The following is a 22,851-nucleotide window of genomic DNA, read 5'->3' as shown; positions in this document are numbered from 1 at the left end:
ACCGCACACCCCACGGAATCCGCGCCGCGAGGTGTGCGGTGGGCGTTTGCTCTCAGAGGCGGCCGTACTTGTTGTAGACGTCGATCACCGGAACGCCCGCCTGGACCTCTTCGCGCACCTTGTCCTCGATGTCCTTGGCTTCCTCGGACTTCGCGAGCACCTCGTCCAGCGCGTCCTTCGGGATCACCAGCACGCCGTCCTCGTCCCCGAAGATCCAGTCGCCGGGGTCGACCCGAACCTGGCTGCTGATCGTGCCGGTCATCGAGATCGGCACCTCGAGATCGCGGATCCGCGAGCGGCGCAGCGACTCGATCGGCGACGTGTACCGCGCGAAGACGGACAGTCCGTCGATCTCACGCACCAGCCGGCCGTCACGGATACCGCCGTCGATGACGACGCCCGTGGCTCCGCGGGCTCGGCTCGCGTTGCTCATCAGCTCGCCCCAGATGCCGCTCTGGCGCTCGCCCGCTGCTGCGACCACGACGACGCATCCGTCGTACATCTGCGTGAAGACGCCGAAGTCGGCCAGCTTCGTGTTCGGCGGCATCTCGGCGCGCTCTCGCATGTCGGGGCCGGCCGCCACGGTGTAGGCGGGGCCTGCCACCTGCATCGAGCGGTCGAGCGGCGCAATGGCGAGGTCGAGGCACTGATGGGGCAGGCCCATCTCGTCCATGATGTCGTAGACGACAGCCGAGTACAGCGCCTTCAGCCGCTTCGCGGTCTGCGCCACCCAGGCGGGGTCGGGACGTGCGGTTCCGTTCGTCATGTCGTGCGTTCCCCCTCTTACTCGAAGATCCCGTAGCCGGGTACGGCGTGCGCGCGGACGCCGTCCATGTCGAGCTCGACGCCGATGCCAGGGCTGTCGGGGAGGGTGATGTACCCGTCCTTGACGATCGAGCCGCTGCCGTCGGGCGCCGTGACGTAGCTGTCCCAGACCTCGCGCTCCTCGAGCGCGTGCCATTCCTGCACCAGGAAGTTGGGGATCGCGCCGCACTGGTGGGCCGTGGCCATCGTGCCGAGCGGTGTGGAGACGAGGTGCGGGGCGAACGGCACGTAGTGCATCTCGGCGAGGTTGGCGATCTTCTTGGCCTCGGCCAGGCCGCCGCACTTCGGCACGTCGGGCTCGATCACGTCGACCGCCCCGCGTTCGAGCAGCTCACGGAAGCCCCAGCGCAGGTAGAGGTTCTCGCCTGCGCAGATCGGCGTGCGGGTCTGGGCGCGTACCCGGACGAGCGCGTCGATGTTCTCGGCCGGGATCGGCTCCTCCAGCCACATCAGGTGGAACGGCTCCAGCTCCCAGGCGATCCGGCAGGCACTCGGAACGTCGTAGCGGGCGTGCAGGTCGATGGCCAGGTCGACGTCCGGGCCGATCGCCTCGCGGACGGCCGCCACCCGCTCCACCATCGAGCGCAGCTCTGCGGCGTTGACGGTGTGGTTGAACTCGTCGAACTTCGCCGGGTGCGCCATGTCGTCGATGTCGAACTTGATCGCGGTGAAGCCCTCCTCGACCATCCGCTGGGCCCGGTCGACGCAGCCGGACACGGAACCGTCGGGGTCGTCGCCGTCGCCGCAGTCGGCGTAGAGCCGGATCCGGTCACGGAACTTCCCACCGAGTAGTCGGTACACGGGCTGGCCTGCGGCTTTGCCTGCGATGTCCCAGAGCGCCAGCTCGATGCCGCTCAGGGCGATCACGAACACGCCCGCCTGCGGACCGGCGAAGACCTTCCGGCGCCGGAGCTTCTCCCAGCATCGCTCGACGTTGCGCGGGTCCTCTCCGACCAGTAGATCCTTCAGAAAGTTGATCATTCCGACGACGCCTCCCGCACCGGCGTCGGGATTGGCCTCGCCGAAACCGCTGATGCCCTCGTCGGTGTCGATCCGCACCAGCGTCGCCTCGCCGTGATAGCGGACGACGGCCGTCGTGACGTTGACGATCCTCATGTGTCTCCTTCCGGCCCACCGGCCCGGTGACGGGATTCCTGCAGGTCAGGCGATCAGCTGGCCGCCGGACACGGTGATCTCGATGCCGACGGCGTGCTGCGCGATCGGACGCCAGGAAGCCCACACCGTGGCGACGTCGAAACGTGCGCGCTCGGACCGCTTTGCGCAGCGACCAGCCGTGGTCTTCGGATTCGGTCGGAGGATCGAAACTTGTCCTATAAGCTGCTGACATGGCTAGGAGACAAGAGCTCGCGGACGTTGTCAAGGTCCGCACGCTCCCGGTGCAGGTGGCCGCCCACCTGACCCGCCGGATCGTCAACGGGGAGTTCGAGGAGGAGCGTGCCCCGTCGGAGCTCGACATCTCGCAGGAGTTCGGGGTCTCCCGCGTGGTCGCGCGCGAGACGCTCAAGATCCTCGCGTCGCTCGACATCGTGGAGATCGCGCAGGGCCGTCGGGTCGTCGTCCGGCCGCAGGCCGAGTGGGACTACCTGAATCCGCTCCTGGCCGAGTGGCTGCCGGAGGAGCACGTCGTCGAGTTGCTGCAGGAGCTGCACCAGATGCGGCTGCTGCTCGAGCCAGAGCTCGCCGCGATGGCTGCGGTGAACATCAGCGAGGAGACGCTCGCCGGGCTCCGGGAGGAGCTCGACCGGATGGCGAGCCTCGAGCACGAGCCGGACGACTACCTCGAGGTCGACCACGAGTTCCACATGGCGATCTGTCGCGCGGCCGACAACCGGATCCTCGACCGGATCATGTACTCGGCCCGCTGGCTCGGCACCGCGAGCCGCCGGGTGACGAATGAGGTGCCCGGCGGCCTGCACCGCGCCACCGACGCCCACAGCCGGATCTTCGCGGCGCTCGAGGCGAGGGATCCCGACGCCGCACGCGAGGCGATGCGCTCGCACCTCCAGCGGAACGTCCCGATCCTCGCCGAGAAAGAGCAGAAGACGAAGGCCCGGACGGCCAAGCGGTAAGAGACGACGACTCGACCGCAAGGCCGCGGCGAGTCCCCTTTCGATGCCCCGGCGTCGGGGCGGAGGGACCGGTGCGAGTTGGGAGCGAGCGAGGCAGGGCCGATCCGGCTCGGGCTGATCGGCACCGGGCTGGCCGTCGAGAAGTTGCACTGGCCGGCGTTACGCCGGCTCCCCGACCGATTCGTCGTCACGGCGTTCGCCGACCGGTCCACCGCCCAGGGCGAGCGCTTCTCGTCCTACAGCGGCGTCGACATGGCCGGCTTCACCCCCGATCACCACCAGCTGCTCGCCCGCGACGACGTGGACGCGGTGCTGATCTCGGTGCCGATCCCCTCCCTGTACGAGGTGGCGGAACACTCGCTCGCCGCCGGCAAGGACGTTCTCTGCGAGAAACCGACCGGCACCGACGAGGAGCAGGCGCGGGCGTTCCTGGCACTGGAGGACCGGCATCCGGACCGCACGATCCTGATCGGGGAGAACTACCTCTACCGCGACGACATCCGCCACGCACGTGCCCTGCTGGACGATGGCGCGATCGGCAAGCTGCATCTGATGGCCTGGCGCCGCGCCGGGCATCTCGTGCCGCGGGAGGGCTCGTTCACCAGCACGCCCTGGCGGCACCGGCCGCAGTACCGGGGCGGTGTGTACCTGGATGCAGGTGTGCACGACATCGCCCAGATCCGGATGCTCTGCGGTGAGGTCACCCGGGTCCACGCGGCCGTCCAGTGGGTCAACAGCACGATCGACTCGCCGTCGGACCTGACGTTGAACCTGGCGTTCGCCGGCGGCGCCATCGGCAACTACACGTCCACGTACTCGGAGATCGCCGTTCCCGAGGAGCCGAACGACATGCGGCTCTACGGGACGGAGGGCGTGCTCGTCCTGTCCGGGCCGGAGGCGGAGCGGCGGGTGACGCTGAGCCGTCCGGACGGGACGTCGCAGACCGACGTGTTCCGCGGGATCGACAACGGCTACTACGCCGAGCTCTGCAATTTCTCGGACGCCGTGCGGCACGGCGAGCCGGTGGTGGGCACCGTCCGGCAGAGCGTCGCGAACATGCTGGTGGTCCTACGGGCGCTGGACTCGGCCGAGCAGGACGCGGTCATGCCGCTCGACGACCTGCATGAGACCGCGTCGGTCCCGCTGTGGCGTCCGCGCAGCGCGTCGGGGCTGTTCGACGGCCTTCCCGGTGATCGCTCACGGAGCGCGGCCACACCGGCCGCGATCGATCATCCGCTGATCTCGACCGTTGACAGTCTCTGATCACCCTCCTACTGTGATCCGCGTCGCATTACGCGATACGACGTTCCGCTACATGAAACCCAAGACGGCACAGCGCTCTCTCCGGCAAGGGGGCCGGAGATCGCTGCGCTCCGCGCCGGCCCGGTGTCCGTTTCTCGGGGAAAGCGCGGTGGGCCCTGCATGCGGGCCCGTTCCACCGGGGAGGTGAAGCGCCTCCCGGCCCCCGTCGGTTGCACCGTCGCCCCGTCGGCACGCGTCCCCTTCGGCAGGACGCGGGAGGAGTGGTCATGGCCCAGCGGTCGGAATGGTCTCGAAGGAAGTTCCTCGGAACGAGCGCGCTCGGAATCCTGAGTCTCACCGCGTGCGGCGGCCAGCCGGCTGCCCCTCAGGTTCAGGTCCAGGTCCCGCAGGAGGTGATCGACGCGGCGGCCCAGTTCCGGGGCAGCTCGATGGGGTCGCTCTCCCAGAAGCTCTACTCCGAGGCCGCCAACGCGGCCTTCGACCGGTCGCTCCAGGCGTTTGCGCAGGCCACCGGCACCACGATCCAGAACGACCTGGTGCAGGGCGACTCCGGCGACATGGTCGCCAAGATGGACGCCGAGGTGAAGGCGGGCAACGCCCGTGACCTCGCATTCATGAGCGACTCGCGGTTCGTCGGCCAGCTCCAGAACCTCGGCGACCTCACCGACCTCACCGACGTGGTGGAGGAGATGCGCGGGCTCTACGGCGAGCCGGCCACGGAGGCCACCAACTACTGCGTTTTCAACGGACGCTGGTACGCGATCCCCTACCACTTCATCGCGGCCGGGATGTACCTGCGCAAGGACTGGTACCAGGAGAAGGGGATCGAGCTCAAGCCCACCTATTCCTGGGAGGAACTGCGGGACAACGCGCTGGAGGTGTCCGATCCGGCGAAGCGGCGCTTCGGATGGGGCATCACCGTGAACCGCTCCGGCGACGCCAACGGGTTCATCGAGAACGTCATCAACGCCTACGGCGGGGCGATCGCGGACAACACCGGGCAGAAGGTGGTGTTCAATTCGCCGGAGACCGTTGAAGGCGTCTCATTCATGGGCGACATCTACACGAACCCGAAGTACAAGCCCATGCTCCCGCCCGGGATCGAGAGCTGGACCGACTCCAGCAACAACGAGAACTGGCTCGCCGGCATCCTCGGACTGACCAACAACCAGTACAGCGTCTACGCCGACTCGAAAACCAAGGGCAACCCGGTCTACGAGCACACCCACCCGTTCAACGGCGCCTACGGTCCGGCGATCGACAAGCCGCTCGCGTACGGCCAGTCGAACTCCTTCGTCGTGTTCAAGGGCGCGAAGAATCCCGACCTCGCCAAGCAGGTGGCGAAGTACATGGTCAGCGGTTCCGCATTGCTCGGCGTCGCGAAGGAGGCGCCCTGCCTGGTGAACCCGGCGTGGGACAAGGTGTGGGACTCCGACCCGTACTACACCAGCGGTGACCCGGCCTTCGCCGCGATCCGCGAGCAGACCCGGACGCCGCTCCCGCTGACCACCTCGACCGGCTACTCGTTCCCGCAGCCTCCGAGCCCCGGCCAGCAGGCCGTGGTGGCCGCATACCTGCTGACCGACATGATGCAGTCGGTCATCCAGGGCGCCCAACCGGCCGAGGCGGTGGCCACCACCCACGAGCGCATGGTCCAGATCTTCGAGCAGCAGGGCTATCGGCAGTGACCGTCCTGCGCCCGCGGCCCGCACCCGTCCGCCCGGCGTCCCGTGCGTCGTCCTCGCTCACCGGCACGCAGCGGGTGCTCGGGCGCGACTGGCGGCTGGCCGCGGTGTTCATCGGACCGACCCTGATCCTGATCGCCGGGCTGATCCTCTTCCCGATCGTCAGCTCGATCGTCACCAGCACCACCGAGCGGCACGGGGCGGAGTCCGTCTTCGTCGGCCTGGACAACTACACCGCCCTCGTCAACGACCCGGTGTTCCACAAGGGCGTGCTCAACTCGTTCGTGTTCACGGCGTACGCCGAGATCTTCAAGGTCACCCTCGGCCTCATCGCGGCGCTGATGCTGCACCACATGCGCCGCGGCAAGGCGATCGTCGCCGGGGTGATCCTGCTGCCGTGGGTGGTCCCGACGGTCGTCACGGCCTTCACGTGGCGGTCGCTGTTCGACCCGATCTTCGGCAGCGTCAACGTCCTGCTCACCGACTCCGGCATCGGCCCGGTGCTCGCCGCGATCGGGCTCGTCGACAGCTGGCCGGCGGGGTGGCTGTCCGATCCGGAGCTCGCGATGCCCGCGGTGATCCTGGTGAACGTCTGGAAGGGCATCCCGTTCTTCGCGGTGACCTTCCTCGCCGGGCTCAAGGCGATCGACAACGGCCTCCACGAGGCGGCGATGGTGGACGGGGCGACGCCGTGGCAGCGGTTCGTGCACGTGACGCTGCCCGGACTGCGCCACGTCATGATCGTGACGGTGCTGCTGTCGTCCATCTGGACGTTCAACAACTTCGATCTCATCTGGCTCATGACGCAGGGCGGGCCCGGCGATGCCACCGCCCCGTACGTGATGGTGGCCTACTCCAAGGCCATCCAGCAGCTCCAGCTGGGCGCGGGCGCCGCCGTGACCCTGGTGATGGTGCCGATCGTCGGCATCCTGGTGCTGATCCTCGTGCGGATGATGCGGCGCAGCGACCTGCCCGGCACCGGCGACCTCGGGCGCAGCCGACTCAGCCCGGCGCAGCGCAAGGCGATGCCGTGGGTGATCGTCGCCGTCGCCACCGTGGTGCTCGCCTGGATCTCCCCGCACATCATCTGGAAGGCCGCGCTCGTGCTCGGCGTGTGCGTGCTGCTCGCCGCCGCCGTCGGACGGGTCGTCTCCACGCTCGCCGCCCGCGGCAACCGGGCAGCGTCCCGGCTGGTCAACGGTGTCGGCTCGGGCGTCGCGCTCGTCGCATTGCTGGCGTTCGTGCTCGCCCCGCTCTACTGGATGACGGTCACGGCGTTCAAGTCCGACGACCAGATCGTCATGCGCACCAACGACCTGTGGCCGACCCCATGGAGCACCGAGCAGTTCACCAACCTGTTCACGGGCCGGGAGTTCGGCACCTGGTACATCAACACGATCCTGGTGTCGGTGGCATCCACGGTGATCGCGCTCGTCTGCGCCGCGCTCGCGGGCTACGCGCTGGCGCGGCTCAAGTTCCGCGGGTCGGAGAGCTTCACGGTGACGATCCTGCTCACCTACGTGATGCCCGGCGCGCTGCTGTTCATCCCCCTCTACCAGCTGATGAGCGGCATCCAGCTGAACGACTCGCTGTGGGCGCTGGTGATCACGTATCCGACGTTCACGCTGCCGTTCGCGACGTGGCTGCTCGTCGGCTACTTCAAGTCGATCCCGGCCGATCTGGAGGAGGCGGCGCTGGTCGACGGCTGCACGCGGTTCGGGGCGTTCGTGCGGATCGTGCTGCCATTGGCGAAGCCCGGGCTCCTGGCGGTCGCGCTGTTCACGCTCACCAACGCGTGGAACGAGTTCCTCTTCGCGTTCGTGTTCATCACGCGCAACGACTACATGACCCTGCCGGTCGGGATGCAGTCGATGATCTTCGGCGACGTCGTGCCGCAGGGCCAGCTCGCCGCGGCATCACTGCTGATCAGTATCCCGGTGGTGCTCATGTACGCGTTCGGGCAGCGGTTCCTCACCGAGGGTCTGACGGCGGGGGCGGTCAAGGGATGAGTTCCGGGCTGGACGAGGCGGCGACGCCGCGACGGGGGCGGTCCAGCCCGGCGGGAACCTCGGTGGAGAAGGCGATGCGGATCCTCGAGGCGCTCGCCGTCGAGGACGGGCCGCACCGGCTGATGGACGTGGCGGAGCGGGCGGGGGTTCCCCGCTCCACCGCGTACCGCGTGCTCGCCACGCTCGGTGCGGAGGGCTTCGCCCAGAACTGTGGCGACGGGCGCTACGGGATCGGCACCCGCCTCGGCGGACTCGGGGCGAGGATCGTCCGGATGCTGTCGGCCGGGGTCGGACCGACGCTGCAGGAGCTGCAGCGGGGGGCGGGCGGCAACACCGTCCACCTCGCCGTCCGGGTCGGCGACCACGCGGTCTACCTGCACAAGGTCGACAGCGACAAGCCCTACGAGATGCGTTCGCGGGTGGGCAACCAGCTGCGCCTGCACTGCACGGCGATCGGCAAGGCGATCCTCGCCCATCTCCAGCGCCGCGAGGTGGAGGCCATCGTCATGTCGGCCGGGATGGAGTCCCGTACCCCGGCCACGATCACCGACATGGCCGCGCTGCACGCGGAACTGGCCGTCGTGCGCGAGCGCGGTTACGCCATGGACGACGAGGAGAACGAGCCGACGGTGCGGTGCATCGGGGCCGTCGTGCTCGATCGCGCCGGCAGGCCGCGCGGCGGCGTCAGCGTCTCCACGGTCACCTTCGTGGTGGAGCGCGCAGAACTGCTCGGCTACGTCCCGCTGTTGCGGGCCACCGCCCGGCGGGTGGCCGACCTGATCTGACCCGTAGGACCCGACGAGAGAGAAGGCGAAGAGGACGTGCGCATCCAACCCGGCAAGGACGACCTCGAAGAGCTCACCGCGGCCTGGACAGGTGAGCGCTTCGGCTCCGGCCGGCCCCGAGTGCCCGACGAGGTGCTGGACAGCCTGCGCCTCGCCACCACCGAGGAGGCGTGGGGATTCCTGTTCAAGGCCGGATACGTGCGGCAGTTCGCGGGTGAGTGGCGCGAGACCCATCCCGGCACGGTGATCGTCGGCCGGGCCGTCACGGCACAGTTCCTGCCGCACCGACCCGACCTCGACGCAGTGGTGGTGGAAGCCGGCAGACGCGAGGGTCACCTGGAGGGCGACCGGCAGAACTCCTGGGTCATCGAGACGCTGGAGAGCGGCGACATCATGGTCGTCGACATCTTCGGCAAGATCGTCGAGGGCACGGTGGTGGGCGACAACCTCGGCACCGCCGTGGCCACCCGCACCGGCGTCGGCGCCGTGATCGACGGAGGCATCCGCGACCTGCAGGGGCTGCAGCAGTTGGAGGGCCGGGTCAACATCTTCCACCGGGCCGTCGACCCCACGCCGATCCGTGGCGTCACGCTCGCCGGCATCAACGTCCCGATCCGTATCGGCGGCATCACCGTGCTGCCCGGGGACGTCGTGCTCGGCACACCGACGGGCGTGGCGGTGATCCCCGCGCACCTCGCGGCGGACGTGGCCGCGGCGAGCGAGGACACCCGCGTGCGGGACGTGTTCGGCAAGCAACGCCTGTCGGAGCGCCGCTGGACGAGTGCGCAGATCGACGTCGCCACGTGGAGCGAGGAGATCGAGGCGGACTTCCAGCAGTGGCGCGCGGCCCGCGCCGGAGAGGAGCGCTGACGTGACCACCACGAGCAACGAAGCATCCGTCGTCACCGAGGAGCACGTCAGCACGGCCTCGCGCCCGAGCGCGTTGCGCATCACCGACCTGCGGGTGGCCAACCTGCACGGCGTGCCGTTCCGGTCGTCGATCATCAGGATCGACACCAACCAGGGCCTCGTGGGCTACGGCGAGGTGCGCGACCAGGCGAGCGCCACCTACGCGCTGATGCTCAAGAGCCGCCTCGTCGGCGAGAACCCGTGCAACGTCGACAAGATCTTCCGCAAGATCAAACAGTTCGGGTTCCACGCCCGGCAGGGCGGCGGGGTCTCCGGCGTCGAGATGGCGCTGATGGACCTGGCGGGCAAGGCCTACGGTGTGCCCGCGTACGCGCTGGTCGGTGGTCAGTTCCGGGACTCGATCCGCTGCTACGCCGACACCCCGTCGGTGTCCGACCCGCACGAGATGGGGCAGCGGCTGCTGGAGCGCAAGCAGCGCGGGTTCACGATGCTCAAGATGGACCTCGGCGTGAACCTGCTCTGGGACGTGCCGGGCACGGTGATCGCGCCGCCGGGGGCCCGCGAGACCACCACGGTGATGCATCCGTTCTCCGGCATCCAGGTCACGGCGAAGGGCGTGGAGCACCTGGCGAGCTACGTGGAGACCGTGCGCGGGGTCGTCGGGTACGACGTCGCGCTCGCCACCGACCACTTCGGACACATCGCGGTCGACTCCTGCATCCGGATCGGACGTGCGCTGGAGCCGTTCACGCTGGCGTGGATCGAGGACCTGATCCCCTGGCAGTTCACCGACCAGTGGCGCCAGCTCACCGAGGCCGTCGCCGTACCGACGTGCACCGGTGAGGACATCTACCTGACCGAGGGGTTCAAGCCGCTGCTCGACGCGGGCGCGGTCCGGGTGATCCATCCGGACCCCGCCACGTCCGGCGGCATCACCGAGACCAAGAGGCTCGGTGACTACGCGCAGGAGCGCGGCGTCGCGATGGCCCTGCACCTGGCGGCGTCGCCGATCGCGACGATGGCGTGCGTGCACCTCGCGGCGGCCACGGAGAACTTCCTCGCGCTGGAGCACCATGCCGCCGACGTGCCGTTCTGGAGCGATCTCGTCACCGACCTGCCCCGGCCGCTCATCCAGGACGGCCACATCGCCGTGCCGGATACGCCGGGGCTCGGGTTCGGCGACATCAACGAGGAGCTGTTCATGGCGCAGCTCGACCCGCGCGATCCCGTGTTCTTCGCCGAGTCGGCGCACTGGGACGGCGAGTCGAGCCACGACCGGCTCTGGAGCTGAGCGGTGCGAATTGCGGTCACCGGCGCGGCGGGCAGGCTCGGCCGCTATGTCGTCGCGCGGGCACTCGAGGCAGGCCACGGCGTGATCGCCGTGGATCTGCCCTCGGTGCTCCCGGCGGCGCCCGCGGACGTGGAGTGGCGGGCGGCGGATCTCACCGAGCTCGACCAGGTGCGGGCCGCGCTTTCCGGCGCGGACGCCGTGGTCCACCTGGGCGCGCTCACCAGCCCTCGCTACCCGGAGCCGGAGGTGCACTGCACGAACGCCGGCGGCACGTACAACGTGCTGGTGGCGGCCGAGGAGCACGGGTTCCGTGCCGTCTGCGTCGCGTCGAGCGTCAACGCGATCGGCGGGATCTACAGCGCCGACCCGCGTTATGACTACTTCCCGGTCGACGAGGAGCACCCCTCGTACTGCGAGGACTCCTACAGCCTCTCGAAATGGCTGGTCGAGCAGCAGATGGCGGCGTTCGCACGACGACGGCCGCACGTGCCGTTCTCCGCGTTGCGGCTGCACGCACTGCGCGAGGACATCACGGCCGCGCGGAAGGCAGGCGATGGCGACGACCAGCACGAACGGCTCCACCTGTGGGGCTGGACGTCGTTCGACTCCGCGGCCGCGGCATGCCTGCTGGCCCTGCACCGCCCGGCACCCGGCCACGGCGTCTACAACATCGTCGGGACGCGCACCGCCAGCACCACGGCGTCCGAGAGCCTGGCCTGGCGCTGGTACCCGCAGGTGCCACTGCGTGCCCCGCTGCCGGGCGACACGGGCTTCTACTCCACCGCGAAAGCCCTCGCGGAGCTCGGCTGGGACGCCCGCGACGAGCACCCCGCGGTGTCGGCCGGTGAGCAACCACCGCCCTCGGACTGAGCGGCTACGTCGTCCGCTGCGCTGCCGCCAGGCCGTCGGTGATGAACCGGCGGGCGTGCACGGCCAGGTCCATCCCGTCCGACCACATGTTGCGCCAGACCGCGAGACGGTCGGAGAGATCGGCGGAGACCACCGCCCGGGAGAACGACTCGAACGCGACGGGACCGGCGTAGCCCGCTGCCGCGAGCGCGGCGAAGAACGCCGGGAAGTCGATCGTGCCGGTACCGAGATACCCGCGGTGCGACTCGCCGATGTGGACGTATCCGAGCCGGTCCCCCGCCTCCACGACCGGAGCAGTGAAGTCCCGCTCCTCGATGTTGGCGTGGTAGACGTCCAGGTGCACCACGACGTTGGGCTCGCCGACGTCGGTGATCACGGCGAGGGCGTCGGACACCGTGTTGATCGCGTTCGACTCGTACCGGTTCACCGGCTCCAGCCCGACCGTCACACCGTGGTCGGCTGCGGCGCGGGCGAGGCGGCGCAGGCTCGCGATCATGTTGTCGCGGCCGCGGGGGTGAAGCGGGCGGTCGTACTTGGCGAGGGCCGAGTAGACGGCGCCGCCGAGGTAGTCGCCTCCGATGCCGGTCACCACGGCCAGCGCGTCCGCGAGCTTCGCCTCGCCGCGGGCCACCACCTCCGGGTCGGGCGAGGAGATGTCGGCGTCGAGGTCGAGCCCCAGTGAGCACACGGCACGCACACCGTGGTCGGCGAGCACCGCCTTCGTGTGGCTCGGATCGATGGTGGCCGGGTCGAGCGCCGGGATCTCGATCAGGTCGTACCCGGCCTCTCGGGTGCTGCGCACGGCGTGCTCGCACTCGGCGTGGGACCACCCACCGGCCCAGACGAGCGCGTGGATGCCGAGCGGGTTCATGGAACCTCCGGGGGTGTTCACGAGAGCCGGCCGTACCGGCGCAGCGCCAGCGTGTTGAGCAGGGCGGACAGCACGAGCACCAGACCGAGCGCCAGCAACTGGTACCGGCTGCCGTCCGAGCCCTCGAACGCGAGCAGCATCCCGGCGTTGAGCCAGGTGACGAGCAGCGCCGCCACGAGTACCCCGCCGATGCGCCCGACCCCGCCCTGGATGGCGACGCCGCCGAGCACGGCGATCGTGATCGCGGGCAGCGCCATCCCGTTGCCGACCGTGCCCGCGTCCGGCCGGGCCGAGGCGAACTGTGCCACCGTCACCAGCGCGACCACGCCCGAGAGCAGGCCGGAGACGACGTACGCGGTGAACCGGGTGCGCGTCACGGGCTGCGCGGCGTACCCGGCGGCGACGTCGTTGGTACCCACGGCGTAGAGCGAGCGGCCGTAGGTCGACCGGGCGAGCACCACCCACGCCAGCACGGCGCACGGCAGCAGGATCGTGAAAACGTGCAACGGCACGGGCGGCAGCAGCGGCAACTCCACGTTCCGGGTGAGGTCGTGCAGCGCCACGATCGGCGGTGTGGAGATCGGGGCGTTCGCGTTGACGACCAGCGCGAGCGAGCTGAACGCGTAGTACGTGGCGAGCGTCGCGATGAGGGCCGGGAACCGCAGGTGGGCCACGAGCGTGCCGTTGACCGCGCCGAGCAGGGCGCCCACGACGAGGCAGCCGACGATCGACGGCAGCAGCGGCCAGCCCCACTCCCCGACCATCAACCCGAACACCATCCCGGCGAGCGACACGATCGCGCCGACGGAGAGGTCGATGCCGCCCCGGCCGGAGACGATCACGAAGAGCTCGGCGAGTGCGAGCAGAGCGAACGGCACCATCGACTCGAGCGCGTTGCCGAGATAGCGCAGGTCGTAAGGCGCGACGAGATAGCCACCGCTGCCCAGCAGCCGGAACCACGCGACCACGACGACGAGCAGCACCGCGAGCAGCACGACCCGCTCGGTGAGGGCCACCCGAAGCACCCGCTGCACGAGGCTCTCGCTGTGTCCGACGGCCGGCGCCGATGGGGTGCGGGTGTCGGTCATGTGCCACTCCTGCGCCGCTCGCGCAGCAGGTCGACACCGACCGCCACGAGGATGAACAGCCCGATGAAGAGCTGGGTCAGCTCGGTCGGCCAGGTCAGCAGCGTGACGGCGCTGGTGACGGTGCCGACGAGCAGTGCGCCGAGGAGAGTCCCGAGAACGGTGCCGCGACCGCCGATGATGCTGGTACCGCCGATGACCACCGCTGCGATCACCCGAAGCTCGAGACCGGTGCCGACGTTCTGCTGCACGAGCCCGCCGCTGCCGATGAGCACGCAGGCCGCCAGTCCCACGCATGCGCCGGTGAGGACGTAGGCGCTGATCTGCCGCCGCCGCACGCGCACGCCGGCCAGCCGCGCGGCGAACGCGTCGCCCCCCACCGCGTAGAGGTGCCGCCCGGTGGCCCAGAACCGCATGTAGCACCACATCCCGGCGGCCAGCACGACCGTGAGCCACCACGCCACCGGCACCCCGAACAGCCGGCCCTCGGCGCCGCCCCCGATCGGGCCGAACGTCCCGGGCACGCCCGCGACCTGCTCGTTCCCGAAGATCTGCAGGGCGACGAACCGGTAGATGTTCAGGGTGCCGAACGTGACGATGATCGGGTGGATCCCGCCGTAGGCCACGAGCAGCCCGTTGATCGCCCCTAGGGCCAGCCCCGTGACGACGGCGACCGCGAGCGCCGGCAGGAACGGCAGCCCCGCGTCCCGTACGAGCAGCGCGATCACGACCATCACGACCGCGGCCTGGCTGCCGACGGAGACGTCGATTCCGGCGGTGACGATCACCGCCGTCATGCCGATGCCGATCAGCGCGATCGGCGCCACGGTGAACAGGATGTTCTGCACGTTGCCCGCGGTGAGGAACGTGTCGGTGGTCAACGCGAGGACGAGCCACAACAGCCCGGTCACTCCGAGGAGCGCGATCTCCTGCCCCTCGATCGCCCGCACGCGCGGCCGCCTGCGGGTCACCGGCACGGCCGTGGTCTGCGGCGGAGCGGGGGCCGTCACGTGTGCGCCTCCTCGTCGGCGCCCAGCGCGGCCGTGGCGTCGCCGTTGTCGCCCGCCGCAGCTGCCAGCACCTCGGCCTGGCTCGCACCGCGCCCGAACTCGCGCACCACCCGGCCCCGCCGCACCACGAGGACGCGGTCGGCGAGTTCCAGCACCTCCGGCAGGTCCGTCGAGATGACGAGAACCGCGCTGCCCCCGTCGGCGAGCTCCAGCACCAGCCGGTGGATCTCCTCCTTCGCCCCCACGTCGACGCCCTGCGTCGGCTCCTCGAGCACGAGCACGCGGGGCGCCCGGACGAGCTGGCGCGCGAGCACGACCTTCTGCTGGTTGCCACCGGACAGCGCCGCGACGGCCGTGTTGATGCCGGGGGCCTTGATCGCGATACGGGACAGGAAGCCCTGGGCGAGGCTGCGCTCGCGGGCGCGGTCGAACCAGAACCCGAAGCGGGCGAGGTAGCGCAGGTGGGCGCTGGAGATGTTGAAGGCGATCGACTTGTCGGCGAACACGCCCTGTTGCTTGCGGTTGCCCGGGAGCATCGCGACGCCCGCGGCCGTAGCGTCCCGCGGGTTCTGCAGCCGTACGGACCGGCCGTCGACCCGCATCGTGCCGCTGTCGGCGGGCGTGATGCCGTAGAGCGCCCTGGCGATCGCGTCGGTGCCCGAGCCGACCAGTCCGTAGAGCGCCACCACCTCGGCAGGCCGCACCTGCAGGTCGAGCGCCTCGAACGCGCCTGCACGGCCGAGTCCGGCGACGTCCAGCACCGGCTCACCTGCGGGTGCCGGCCGGTCCGCGGTGGTCGCACCCAGTTCGTGCCCGACCATCAGCTCCGCGACCTGGCGGACGGACAGCTCCGCCGTGGGCCGCGTGGCCACCACCTCGCCGTCGCGCAGCACGGTGACGCGGTCGCTGATCTGTGCCAGCTCGTCGAGGCGGTGGCTGATGTAGACGATCCCGACGCCCGCCGCGCGAAGGCTGCGGACCACGCCGAAGAGCACCTCGATCTCGCGATCGGTGAGGATCGCCGAGGGCTCGTCCAGGATCAGCACCTTCGCGGAGTGCGCGAACGCCTTCGCGATCGAGACGAGCTGCTGCTCGGCCACCGGCAGGTCGGCGACACGGACGTCGCCGATTCCCGGGTCCAGCCCGATCTGTGCCAGCAGCTCCGCGACCCGCGTCCGTTGAGCGGCCCAGTCGATCCGCCCGCCCGTGCGCAGCTCGCGACCGAGGAACACGTTCTCGGCCACCGTGAGCTCGCCGAACAGGTGCGGCTCCTGGTAGACGGTGGCGATCCCCGCCTCCATCGCCGCCTGCGTGCTGCCGCCGGCGAGCGACTCCCCGCCGACCTCGACGGTGCCCTCGTCGGCCACCTCGGCGCCGGACACGATCTTGATCAGCGTCGACTTGCCCGCGCCGTTCTCGCCGACGAGGGCGTGCACCTCGCCCGCCCGTACCTCGAAGTCCACTCCGCGTAGCGCCCGCACCCCGCCGTAGTGCTTCCGGACCTCCTGCAGTCGGAGCAGTACGACGTGCTCCGCGATGGGCTCGCCCATCGGGTCAGTAGTTGTAGCGGTCGACGTTGTCCTTCGTGATCTGCAACGGGTCACCCAGCAGGAGCGTCTTGTCGCTCTCGGTCCACTGCACGGCGGTCAGCGAGTCGTTGACCTTGTTGGTGGCCTGGAACGGCGTGCCCGAAGCGAGCTGCTTGCCCGCCCACGCGGTGAGGTAGCCGAGCTGCTCGACGTCCCACAGGATCGCCGCGGAGGACGAGCCGTTGTCGAGGTACTGCTTCATCGACTGCGGCGTGCCGAGACCGACCGTGAAGACCTGCCCGACCTTGCCCGCCTCCGTCACGGCCTTGGCGACGCCCGGCGCGGACGCCGTGCACTCCCCGACAAGACCGGTGAGGTCGGGGTGGGCGTTCATCAGGTCCTTCGCCATCGCCACCGACTGCGCCTCGTCCTCACCCGCGTAGACGACGTCGACGATCTGCGCGCCGGGGTACTTCTCCGCGGTCACCTTGCGCTGCACCTCGATCCAGGAGTTGAGGTTCGCAGCGGTCTGGCCGCAGGAGACGATCGCGTACTTCCCCGATCCGCCCATGGCCGTCATCAGCGAGTCGGTGAGCGCGGTGCCGACTCCCTCCGCGGTGGCCTGGTTGACGAACGCCTCGCGGACGGAGCCGGGGGCGTCGGTGTCGCTGGTCATCACGTGGATGCCGGCGTCCTTGGCCTCCTGCAGCACCGGAGCCATCGAGTCCGGGTCGTTGGGTGCGACCACCAGGACGTCCACGCGCTGCTGGATCAGCGAGTTCACGATGTCGGTCTGCGCGCCCGGGTCGGCGGTGGTGCCGCCCCGGTAGATCCACTCGATGCCGAGGTCCTGCGCCGCCTGCCGGCCACCGGTGTTCATCGCCTCGAAGTACGGGATGCCCTGCAGCTTGGGCACGAACGCCACGGTGACCCGGTCCTCGCCGCCTCCCCCGCCCGCAGCCGCGTCGGGGTTCTTCTGGGTGCATCCGGCGAGAGCAACGATCCCCGCCAGTGCCACGGCCAGGGCCGTCCCCAGTGCGCGCCTACCGCCCGTGATCGTTCGCATGATCGCTCCCTCTCCACGTCCGCCGCACTGGACCCCCTGGAACGGGTGACCCCGATCACCCCGCGCCGGACACTAGGAAACCTGCCCGCACGCGTCAACGAGGGGACGGAACGCGCCGAGGCGTTCCCGGACAGTTCGACGGCCACCGTTCGCGGGAAGTCGGCGGGCGTCATCGCGGATACCATCCGAAGATGCGCGCCTCACGCCACCGCGTGCCCTGGCCCCCGGGGTGAGCAGCGAGGAGACCTTGGCCGTCACCACCGGACGACGCGCCCGGGTCAGTCCGCACGACCAGGTCGACGCTCTGACCGGAGCCGTCGAAGACCTCGCGGGCCAGTTCAGCTTGCAGCCGCTGCTGCAGCGCATCCTGCGGCGCGCAGTCGTCCTCCTCGGCGGCGACGCCGGCTCCATCTCCACCGTCGACGAGCGGGCCGGGACCTACCGCAAGGAGGTCGACCTCGGCGTCGGCTGCCAGGAGGGCAAGGTCTTCCCGCTGGAGGAGGGCGCGACCGGCGCGGTCGTCGCCAACCGGGCGCCGGTGGTGTTCGACAACTACGCGCAGGTCCGCGGGGGCCACGTCGCCCCGCCCGATCGGGCCCGGCTGCACGCGACCGTCGCGGTGCCCATCGAGTGGGGCGGTCAGATCATCGGGGCCTGCGTCGTGTTCAGCACCGACCCGCAGGTCCGGTTCCGCGACGAGGACATCGAACTGCTGGGTTTGTTCGCCACCCACGCCGCCATCGCCATCGTCAACGCGAGGCTGCACGCCGAAGCCGCTGAACGGGCCCGGCGACTGGCCGTGAGCTCCGAGCGGGAGCGGGTCGTGCGCGACGTCCACGACACCGTGGCCCGCGCCCTCGGGTCGATCCTCCTGCACCTCGACGCCTGCGAGGAACCGGGCTCGGAGCACATCTCCGCCGCGCGGGAGGCGGCCCGTGCCGCGCTCGCCGAGACCAGGCGCACCGTCCTCGGGCTCGGGCCGGCCCTTCTCGAGCTGCACTCGCTGGAGGACGCCATCGCCGTCGAGCTCGCATGGGCCCGCTCGACGACGAGCATCCGCACCGACCTCGTCGTCACCGGCGAGCCGCCTGCGTTGCAGCCCGAGATCGGCCAGCAGGCGCTGCGCCTGGTCCAGGAGGCGCTCACCAACGTCATCACGCACGCCAGGGCGGCGTCGGTACGGGTCGGCATGATGTACGGCGTCGAGGACGTCGCGGTCGTCGTCGAGGACGACGGCGTCGGGTTCGACCCCGCTGTTCTCACCGATCGCCGCCGATCCGGCCTCGGGCTGCACGGGATCGTCGCGCGGGCGCATCGGCTCGGCGCCGAGCTGGAGATCGAGTCGACCCCGGGGTGGGGCACGCGGATCCGGGCGCGGATCCCCTACGAGCCACGCGACACGGGCAGCGCGGCCCGCGCGGACGTGCCATGGCGGGTGCTCGTCGTCGACGCGCGGCCCGTCGTGCGGGCAGGCCTCGTGCGGCTCCTGGGCCAGGCGGAGCCCGACATCCTCGTCGTGGGCGAGATCGGCGACGCTCGTGACGTGGTCGACGCGGTGCGGGTGCTCGACCCTCACGTCGTACTGCTCGACCTGCGGATGCCGGTTCTCGACGGCGCCCGGCTGACCTCCTACATCCGTGCCGCGGGCCCGGGGGTCTCGGTGCTCGTGATGACCGACGATCTCTCCGACGAACTGCTGCGCGACGCCGTGCATGCCGGGGCCTGCGGCTGCATCGGGACCGACCTGGACGGCGCGGCGCTCGCCCGCGCTGTCCTGGCTGCGGCCCGCCGGGACGCGCTGCTCACCGAGAGCGTTATCGGTGCGGTTCGGGGGCGCGACCGCAACGACCGGCTCACCAGCCGCGAGCGCGAGGTCCGCACGCTGGTGGAGCTCGGAATGCGCGACAAGCAGATCGCCGACCGGCTCGGGATCTCGGCGAAGACCGTCGAGAAACACGTCGGAGCGCTCCTGCGCAAGACCGGTGCGCCCAACCGGACGGCCCTCGCCCGCTGGACGGACCTGTCCGAAGCACCGCGGTAGGGGATTTCCCCCACACGAAGATGGGGAGAACCACGCCTGGAAACGCAATACCGGCTGGCTAGCATCGAACCGTGCCTGTCGTCTCGCTCAACGACATCCTGTCCGACGCCTTCGACAAACGGTACGGCGTGCCGGCCATCAACGTGTTCAATGATCTGACTCTCGAGGCCGTTCTTGCGGCGGCCGTCGAGAAGTCGTCGCCGTTGATCGTGCAGACGTCGGTGAAGACCGTGAAGTCGATCGGCGTCGACGTGCTGTATTCCATGTGGACTTCCATGACCGCGGGTATCGAGGTGCCGGTCACGCTGCACCTCGACCACTGCCCGGAGCGCGAGGTCGTCACCATGTGCCTCGACCGCGGCTGGAACTCGGTGCTGTTCGACGCCTCCCACCTGTCCGTCGAGGAGAACACCCGGCAGACCATCGAGGTCGTCGCGGAGGCCCGCAGGCACGGCGCGCACGTCGAAGGGGAGATCGAGTCCATCACCGGTGTCGAGGACGGGATCGGCTCCGACACCGAGGCGAGGAGGCAGGATCTGCAGGTCGCACTCGACTTCCTCGACGCCACCCAGGTCGATGTCTTCGCACCGTCGATCGGCAATGCGCACGGCACGTACAAGGCAGCGCCGACGCTTGATTTCCAGCGCGTCTCCGACATCGTCGCCGCCCATCCGATCCCCATCGCGTTGCACGGTGGAAGCGGCCTTTCCGACGAGCAGTTCCGCGATCTCATCGACCGCGGCTGCGCGAAGGTGAACATCTCCACCGCTCTCAAGGAGACCTTCATGAAGTCGAGCCTCGCGTTCCTACAGGAGACGGCGGCCAAGGACAAATGGGACCCGCCGTCACTGTTCCGGGCGGTGCGCCAACAGGCCGTCGACATGACAGGGTCACTGATGGATCTGTTCGGCAGCGCCGGCCGAGTCGGCTGACCCGTGCCCGCCCTCGTCTTCGACTGCGACGGTGTCCTCGCCGACACCGAGCGCTACGGCCATCTGCCCGCGTTCAACGCGATGTTCGAGGAGTTCGGTCTGCCCGTCCGTTGGAGCGAGGCCGAGTACGGCCGGAAGCTCCTGGTCGGTGGCGGCAAGGAACGAATGGCGACGATGCTGACGCCTGAGTTCATCAGCTCGGCAGGGCTCCCCTCCGACCCTGCCGAGCTGGCCGAACACGTGGCGCGCTGGCACCGCCGCAAGACCGAGATCTACACCGGGATCATCGCGAGCGGGACGATCCCGCCGCGGCCGGGAGTGCGGCGCATCGCGGAGGAGGCCGCCGACGCCGGCTGGTCGCTCGCCGTCGCGTCCACCTCCGCCGAGGCATCGGTGCGCAGCGTGCTCCAGCACGTGATGGGCGACGCGCTGACCCCTCGGTTCGCGGTCTTCGCAGGCGACGTCGTCGCACACAAGAAGCCCGCGCCGGACATCTACCTCCTCGCCGTGTCGGAGATCGGGACCCCACCCGGCTCCGTCGTGGTCGTGGAGGACAGCCGCAACGGGATGCTCTCGGCGCTCGATGCCGGGCTCTCCTGCGTGGTCACCCCGAGCAGCTACACCGGCGGCGAGGACTTCACCGGCGCCACGCTCGTGGTGTCGTCGCTGGGCGATCCGCAGGAGACCACGCGCGTGCTCGACGACCCGTTGGCGCTACACCCCACACCCTTCGTCCGCCTCGACCATCTCCGGAAGCTCCTCACCGAAGCTGCGCCGCATCCGGCCCGACCGTCCAGCAGGGAGTGAGCATGACGTCGCCGTCATCAGCGAGTCTCGAGTTCGTCGTTCGCACGATCGCGCAGACCGCGGTCGACAACGAGCGTGAGTTCGGTGAGCTCGACGCCGTCGTGGGCGACGGAGACTTCGGCTACTCCCTCGCTCGCGGGTTCGAGATCGTGCTGGCCGAGTGGGACGCCTACGACCGCAGCGAGCCATCGGTCTTCCTCCAGAAGATCGCCCTGACGATCTCCAAGCGGGTGGGAGGTACGTCCGGCCCGCTCTGGGGCACGGCGTTCCTGCGTGCGGCTGCGGCCGTCAAGGGAAAGTCGGAGCTGACCGGCCAGGACGCCGTCGCGATGCTCCGGGGCGCCGCCGAGGGGATCAGGAAGCGAGGCAACTCCGACGTCGGCGACAAGACGTTGCTGGACGCACTGGTGCCGATGACGGACGCGATCGCCGTGCAGCTCGCCGCCGACTCCTCGACCCCGGCCCCCGAGGTCGCGAAGGTCGCCGCGAGCGCCGCGCGGGCCGCCGCCGACGCGACGACATCGATGCAGGCGATGCGTGGCCGTGCGAGCTACACGGGTGAGCGCAGCATCGGGTCACCCGACGCGGGTGCTGTCGCCGTCGCGGTGATGGCCGAACGTGTCGCGCAGACCTGGACGGGATCGGCGAGCTCCTGAGAGCCCGACCACGGGACGGCGTAGTCAGACGAGACCCAGGGAGAACCGGATGAAGAAGTTCGTCAACGACCCGAAGAACTACGTTCCGGAGATGCTGGAGGGCCTGGCGCTGGCCAATCCGGACACCCTCCGGTACGTCCCGGACTACAACCTGATCATGCGGACGGACGCCCCGCGCGAGGACAAGGTCTCGATCATCCAGGGGTCCGGATCCGGCCACGAGCCCGCCCACGTCATGACGGTCGGCAAGGGCATGCTCGACGCCGCCTGTCCGGGTGACGTGTTCGCCGCCCCGCCCACCGACTACGTCTACGAGACGATCAAGCTGCTCGCCTCGCCCAAGGGCGTGCTGCTGCTGGTGAACAACTACACCGGCGACCGGATGGCCTTCGACATGGCCCAGGAGCTCGCCGAGGCCGAGGACATCACCGTCCGCACGCTGTTCATCGACGACGACGTCTCGGTCCAGGATTCGACCTACACCGTCGGCCGCCGGGGTGTGGCGGGCAACTTCTTCGTGATGAAGGCCGTCGGGGCGGCGGCCGAGCGCGGTGCCGACCTCGACGAGATCTGCCGGATCGGCGAGAAGGTCAACAGCGTCACCCGCACGATGGGCATGGCCCTCACTGCATGCACGCCGCCCGCGAAGGGAACGCCGCTGTTCGACCTGCCGGCCGACGAGATCGAGATGGGTGTCGGCATCCACGGCGAGCCCGGGCGCCGGCGGGTGAAGCTGATGCCGGCCGACGCGATCGTCGACGAGCTTCTCGACGCGGTGGTGAGCGACCTGCCGTTCGAGTCCGGCGACCGGGTCGCCCTGATGGTCAACGGCCTCGGCGGCACCCCGATCAGCGAGCTGTACCTCGTCTACCGGCGGGCGCACAACCAGCTCGCCGACCGGGGCATCACCGTGGGCCGCAACTACGTCGGCGAGTACTGCACGTCGCTGGACATGGCAGGCGTGTCGATCACGCTCGTCCGGCTCGACGACGAGATCGAGTCCCTGCTCGGCGACCCGGCGGAGATCGCAATCCGCGTGTTCTGAACGACGACGGCCCCTTCGCACGTCGCGGAAAAGCGAAGATCGTCACCGTGATCACGATTGACGCGTTGCGCAGTAGGATCTGCCCGCAACAGACGGTCTGCGACTGTGAAGAGGACGAGCG

The 22,851-nt window shown here is 69.8% G+C and carries 20 protein-coding genes; 13 read left to right on the top strand and 7 right to left on the bottom strand.

Going from position 1 to position 22,851, the window contains the following annotated elements; all coding sequences use genetic code 11:
* Positions 1-52 precede the first annotated feature (52 nt).
* Together ABD743_RS32695 and ABD743_RS32690 are read right to left on the bottom strand one after the other, a co-directional pair.
* Entirely contained in the window at positions 53-766 is a 714-nt protein-coding gene (locus tag ABD743_RS32695; protein ID WP_344726698.1) for an RraA family protein, read from the bottom strand.
* 17 nt (positions 767-783) lie between these two features.
* On the bottom strand, positions 784-1,941 hold the full coding sequence (locus ABD743_RS32690) for a mandelate racemase/muconate lactonizing enzyme family protein (protein ID WP_344726696.1): 1,158 nt from the start codon (positions 1,939-1,941) through the stop codon (positions 784-786).
* 230 nt (positions 1,942-2,171) lie between these two features.
* Here ABD743_RS32690 and ABD743_RS32685 point away from each other — a divergent pair, with 230 nt between their 5' ends.
* The 8 genes from ABD743_RS32685 to ABD743_RS32650 all read left to right on the top strand — a co-directional run bounded on the left by ABD743_RS32685 (position 2,172) and on the right by ABD743_RS32650 (position 11,688).
* Positions 2,172-2,915: a FadR/GntR family transcriptional regulator gene (locus ABD743_RS32685; protein ID WP_344726694.1), complete on the top strand. Its 744-nt coding sequence runs from the start codon at positions 2,172-2,174 to the stop codon at positions 2,913-2,915.
* A gap of 78 nt (positions 2,916-2,993) precedes the next feature.
* Positions 2,994-4,178 carry a Gfo/Idh/MocA family protein gene (locus ABD743_RS32680; RefSeq protein ID WP_344726692.1) on the top strand — a complete coding sequence of 395 codons (1,185 nt, stop codon included), beginning with the start codon at positions 2,994-2,996 and terminating at the stop codon, positions 4,176-4,178.
* Between the two features lie 266 nt (positions 4,179-4,444).
* Positions 4,445-5,866 (top strand): extracellular solute-binding protein, encoded by a 1,422-nt coding sequence (locus tag ABD743_RS32675; protein WP_344726690.1) that lies wholly within the window; start codon positions 4,445-4,447, stop codon positions 5,864-5,866.
* On the top strand, positions 5,863-7,872 hold the full coding sequence (locus ABD743_RS32670) for an ABC transporter permease (RefSeq protein WP_344726688.1): 2,010 nt from the start codon (positions 5,863-5,865) through the stop codon (positions 7,870-7,872). The genes ABD743_RS32675 and ABD743_RS32670 overlap by 4 nt, the downstream gene beginning before the upstream one ends.
* Complete coding sequence (locus ABD743_RS32665) at positions 7,869-8,657, top strand: IclR family transcriptional regulator (protein WP_344726686.1); 789 nt, start codon at positions 7,869-7,871, stop codon at positions 8,655-8,657. The genes ABD743_RS32670 and ABD743_RS32665 overlap by 4 nt, the downstream gene beginning before the upstream one ends.
* Positions 8,658-8,693: 36 nt before the next feature.
* Positions 8,694-9,527: an RraA family protein gene (locus ABD743_RS32660; RefSeq protein WP_344726684.1), complete on the top strand. Its 834-nt coding sequence runs from the start codon at positions 8,694-8,696 to the stop codon at positions 9,525-9,527.
* Position 9,528: 1 nt separating this feature from the next.
* Positions 9,529-10,818, top strand: coding sequence for a mandelate racemase/muconate lactonizing enzyme family protein (locus tag ABD743_RS32655; protein WP_344726682.1), 1,290 nt, complete (start codon positions 9,529-9,531; stop codon positions 10,816-10,818).
* A 3-nt stretch (positions 10,819-10,821) separates the two neighbouring features.
* A complete protein-coding gene (locus ABD743_RS32650; RefSeq protein ID WP_344726680.1) occupies positions 10,822-11,688 on the top strand; it encodes an NAD-dependent epimerase/dehydratase family protein in 867 nt (288 codons plus the stop codon).
* 4 nt (positions 11,689-11,692) lie between these two features.
* Here the strand turns inward: ABD743_RS32650 and ABD743_RS32645 are convergent, their stop codons facing one another.
* The 5 genes from ABD743_RS32645 to ABD743_RS32625 are packed head-to-tail and all read right to left on the bottom strand — an operon-like array spanning position 11,693 to position 17,249.
* Positions 11,693-12,559 (bottom strand): sugar phosphate isomerase/epimerase family protein, encoded by an 867-nt coding sequence (locus tag ABD743_RS32645; protein ID WP_344726678.1) that lies wholly within the window; start codon positions 12,557-12,559, stop codon positions 11,693-11,695.
* Between the two features lie 17 nt (positions 12,560-12,576).
* Positions 12,577-13,647, bottom strand: a complete 1,071-nt coding sequence (locus ABD743_RS32640) for an ABC transporter permease (RefSeq protein WP_344726676.1) — start codon at positions 13,645-13,647, stop codon at positions 12,577-12,579.
* Complete coding sequence (locus tag ABD743_RS32635) at positions 13,644-14,654, bottom strand: ABC transporter permease (protein WP_344726674.1); 1,011 nt, start codon at positions 14,652-14,654, stop codon at positions 13,644-13,646. The genes ABD743_RS32640 and ABD743_RS32635 overlap by 4 nt, the downstream gene beginning before the upstream one ends.
* Positions 14,651-16,204 carry a sugar ABC transporter ATP-binding protein gene (locus ABD743_RS32630; protein ID WP_344726672.1) on the bottom strand — a complete coding sequence of 518 codons (1,554 nt, stop codon included), beginning with the start codon at positions 16,202-16,204 and terminating at the stop codon, positions 14,651-14,653. The genes ABD743_RS32635 and ABD743_RS32630 overlap by 4 nt, the downstream gene beginning before the upstream one ends.
* 4 nt (positions 16,205-16,208) lie before the next feature.
* Positions 16,209-17,249, bottom strand: coding sequence for an autoinducer 2 ABC transporter substrate-binding protein (locus tag ABD743_RS32625; RefSeq protein ID WP_344726670.1), 1,041 nt, complete (start codon positions 17,247-17,249; stop codon positions 16,209-16,211).
* A 229-nt stretch (positions 17,250-17,478) separates the two neighbouring features.
* Here ABD743_RS32625 and ABD743_RS32620 point away from each other — a divergent pair, with 229 nt between their 5' ends.
* The 5 genes from ABD743_RS32620 to dhaK all read left to right on the top strand — a co-directional run bounded on the left by ABD743_RS32620 (position 17,479) and on the right by dhaK (position 22,730).
* Positions 17,479-19,290: a hybrid sensor histidine kinase/response regulator gene (locus ABD743_RS32620; protein WP_344726668.1), complete on the top strand. Its 1,812-nt coding sequence runs from the start codon at positions 17,479-17,481 to the stop codon at positions 19,288-19,290.
* Between the two features lie 71 nt (positions 19,291-19,361).
* Positions 19,362-20,222 carry a class II fructose-bisphosphate aldolase gene (locus tag ABD743_RS32615; protein WP_344726666.1) on the top strand — a complete coding sequence of 287 codons (861 nt, stop codon included), beginning with the start codon at positions 19,362-19,364 and terminating at the stop codon, positions 20,220-20,222.
* A gap of 3 nt (positions 20,223-20,225) precedes the next feature.
* The gene (locus ABD743_RS32610) at positions 20,226-21,029 is read left to right on the top strand and encodes an HAD-IA family hydrolase (RefSeq protein ID WP_344726664.1); all 804 of its coding nucleotides are present in this window, start codon (positions 20,226-20,228) and stop codon (positions 21,027-21,029) included.
* 2 nt (positions 21,030-21,031) lie between these two features.
* The gene (gene dhaL, locus ABD743_RS32605; RefSeq protein WP_344726662.1) at positions 21,032-21,685 is read left to right on the top strand and encodes a dihydroxyacetone kinase subunit DhaL; all 654 of its coding nucleotides are present in this window, start codon (positions 21,032-21,034) and stop codon (positions 21,683-21,685) included.
* A 49-nt stretch (positions 21,686-21,734) separates the two neighbouring features.
* Entirely contained in the window at positions 21,735-22,730 is a 996-nt protein-coding gene (gene dhaK / locus ABD743_RS32600) for a dihydroxyacetone kinase subunit DhaK (protein WP_344726660.1), read from the top strand.
* Positions 22,731-22,851: the final 121 nt, after the last annotated feature.

This window comes from Pseudonocardia yunnanensis (assembly GCF_039534065.1).
GTDB lineage: Bacteria > Actinomycetota > Actinomycetes > Mycobacteriales > Pseudonocardiaceae > Pseudonocardia > Pseudonocardia yunnanensis.
The sequence above is the reverse complement of the archived record's forward strand: the minus strand, read 5'-3'. Positions and strand labels throughout refer to the sequence as shown.

Excerpts from the sequence above, each read along its gene's own strand:
- ABD743_RS32695 (WP_344726698.1), bottom strand. The coding sequence starts at position 766 with ATGACGAACGGAACCGCACGTCCCGACCCCGCCTGGGTGGCGCAGACC.
- ABD743_RS32690 (WP_344726696.1), bottom strand. The coding sequence starts at position 1,941 with ATGAGGATCGTCAACGTCACGACGGCCGTCGTCCGCTATCACGGCGAG.
- ABD743_RS32685 (WP_344726694.1), top strand. The coding sequence starts at position 2,172 with ATGGCTAGGAGACAAGAGCTCGCGGACGTTGTCAAGGTCCGCACGCTC.
- ABD743_RS32675 (WP_344726690.1), top strand. The coding sequence starts at position 4,445 with ATGGCCCAGCGGTCGGAATGGTCTCGAAGGAAGTTCCTCGGAACGAGC.
- ABD743_RS32665 (WP_344726686.1), top strand. The coding sequence starts at position 7,869 with ATGAGTTCCGGGCTGGACGAGGCGGCGACGCCGCGACGGGGGCGGTCC.
- ABD743_RS32645 (WP_344726678.1), bottom strand. The coding sequence starts at position 12,559 with ATGAACCCGCTCGGCATCCACGCGCTCGTCTGGGCCGGTGGGTGGTCC.
- ABD743_RS32640 (WP_344726676.1), bottom strand. The coding sequence starts at position 13,647 with ATGACCGACACCCGCACCCCATCGGCGCCGGCCGTCGGACACAGCGAG.
- ABD743_RS32630 (WP_344726672.1), bottom strand. The coding sequence starts at position 16,204 with ATGGGCGAGCCCATCGCGGAGCACGTCGTACTGCTCCGACTGCAGGAG.
- ABD743_RS32625 (WP_344726670.1), bottom strand. The coding sequence starts at position 17,249 with ATGCGAACGATCACGGGCGGTAGGCGCGCACTGGGGACGGCCCTGGCC.
- dhaL (WP_344726662.1), top strand. The coding sequence starts at position 21,032 with ATGACGTCGCCGTCATCAGCGAGTCTCGAGTTCGTCGTTCGCACGATC.
- dhaK (WP_344726660.1), top strand. The coding sequence starts at position 21,735 with ATGAAGAAGTTCGTCAACGACCCGAAGAACTACGTTCCGGAGATGCTG.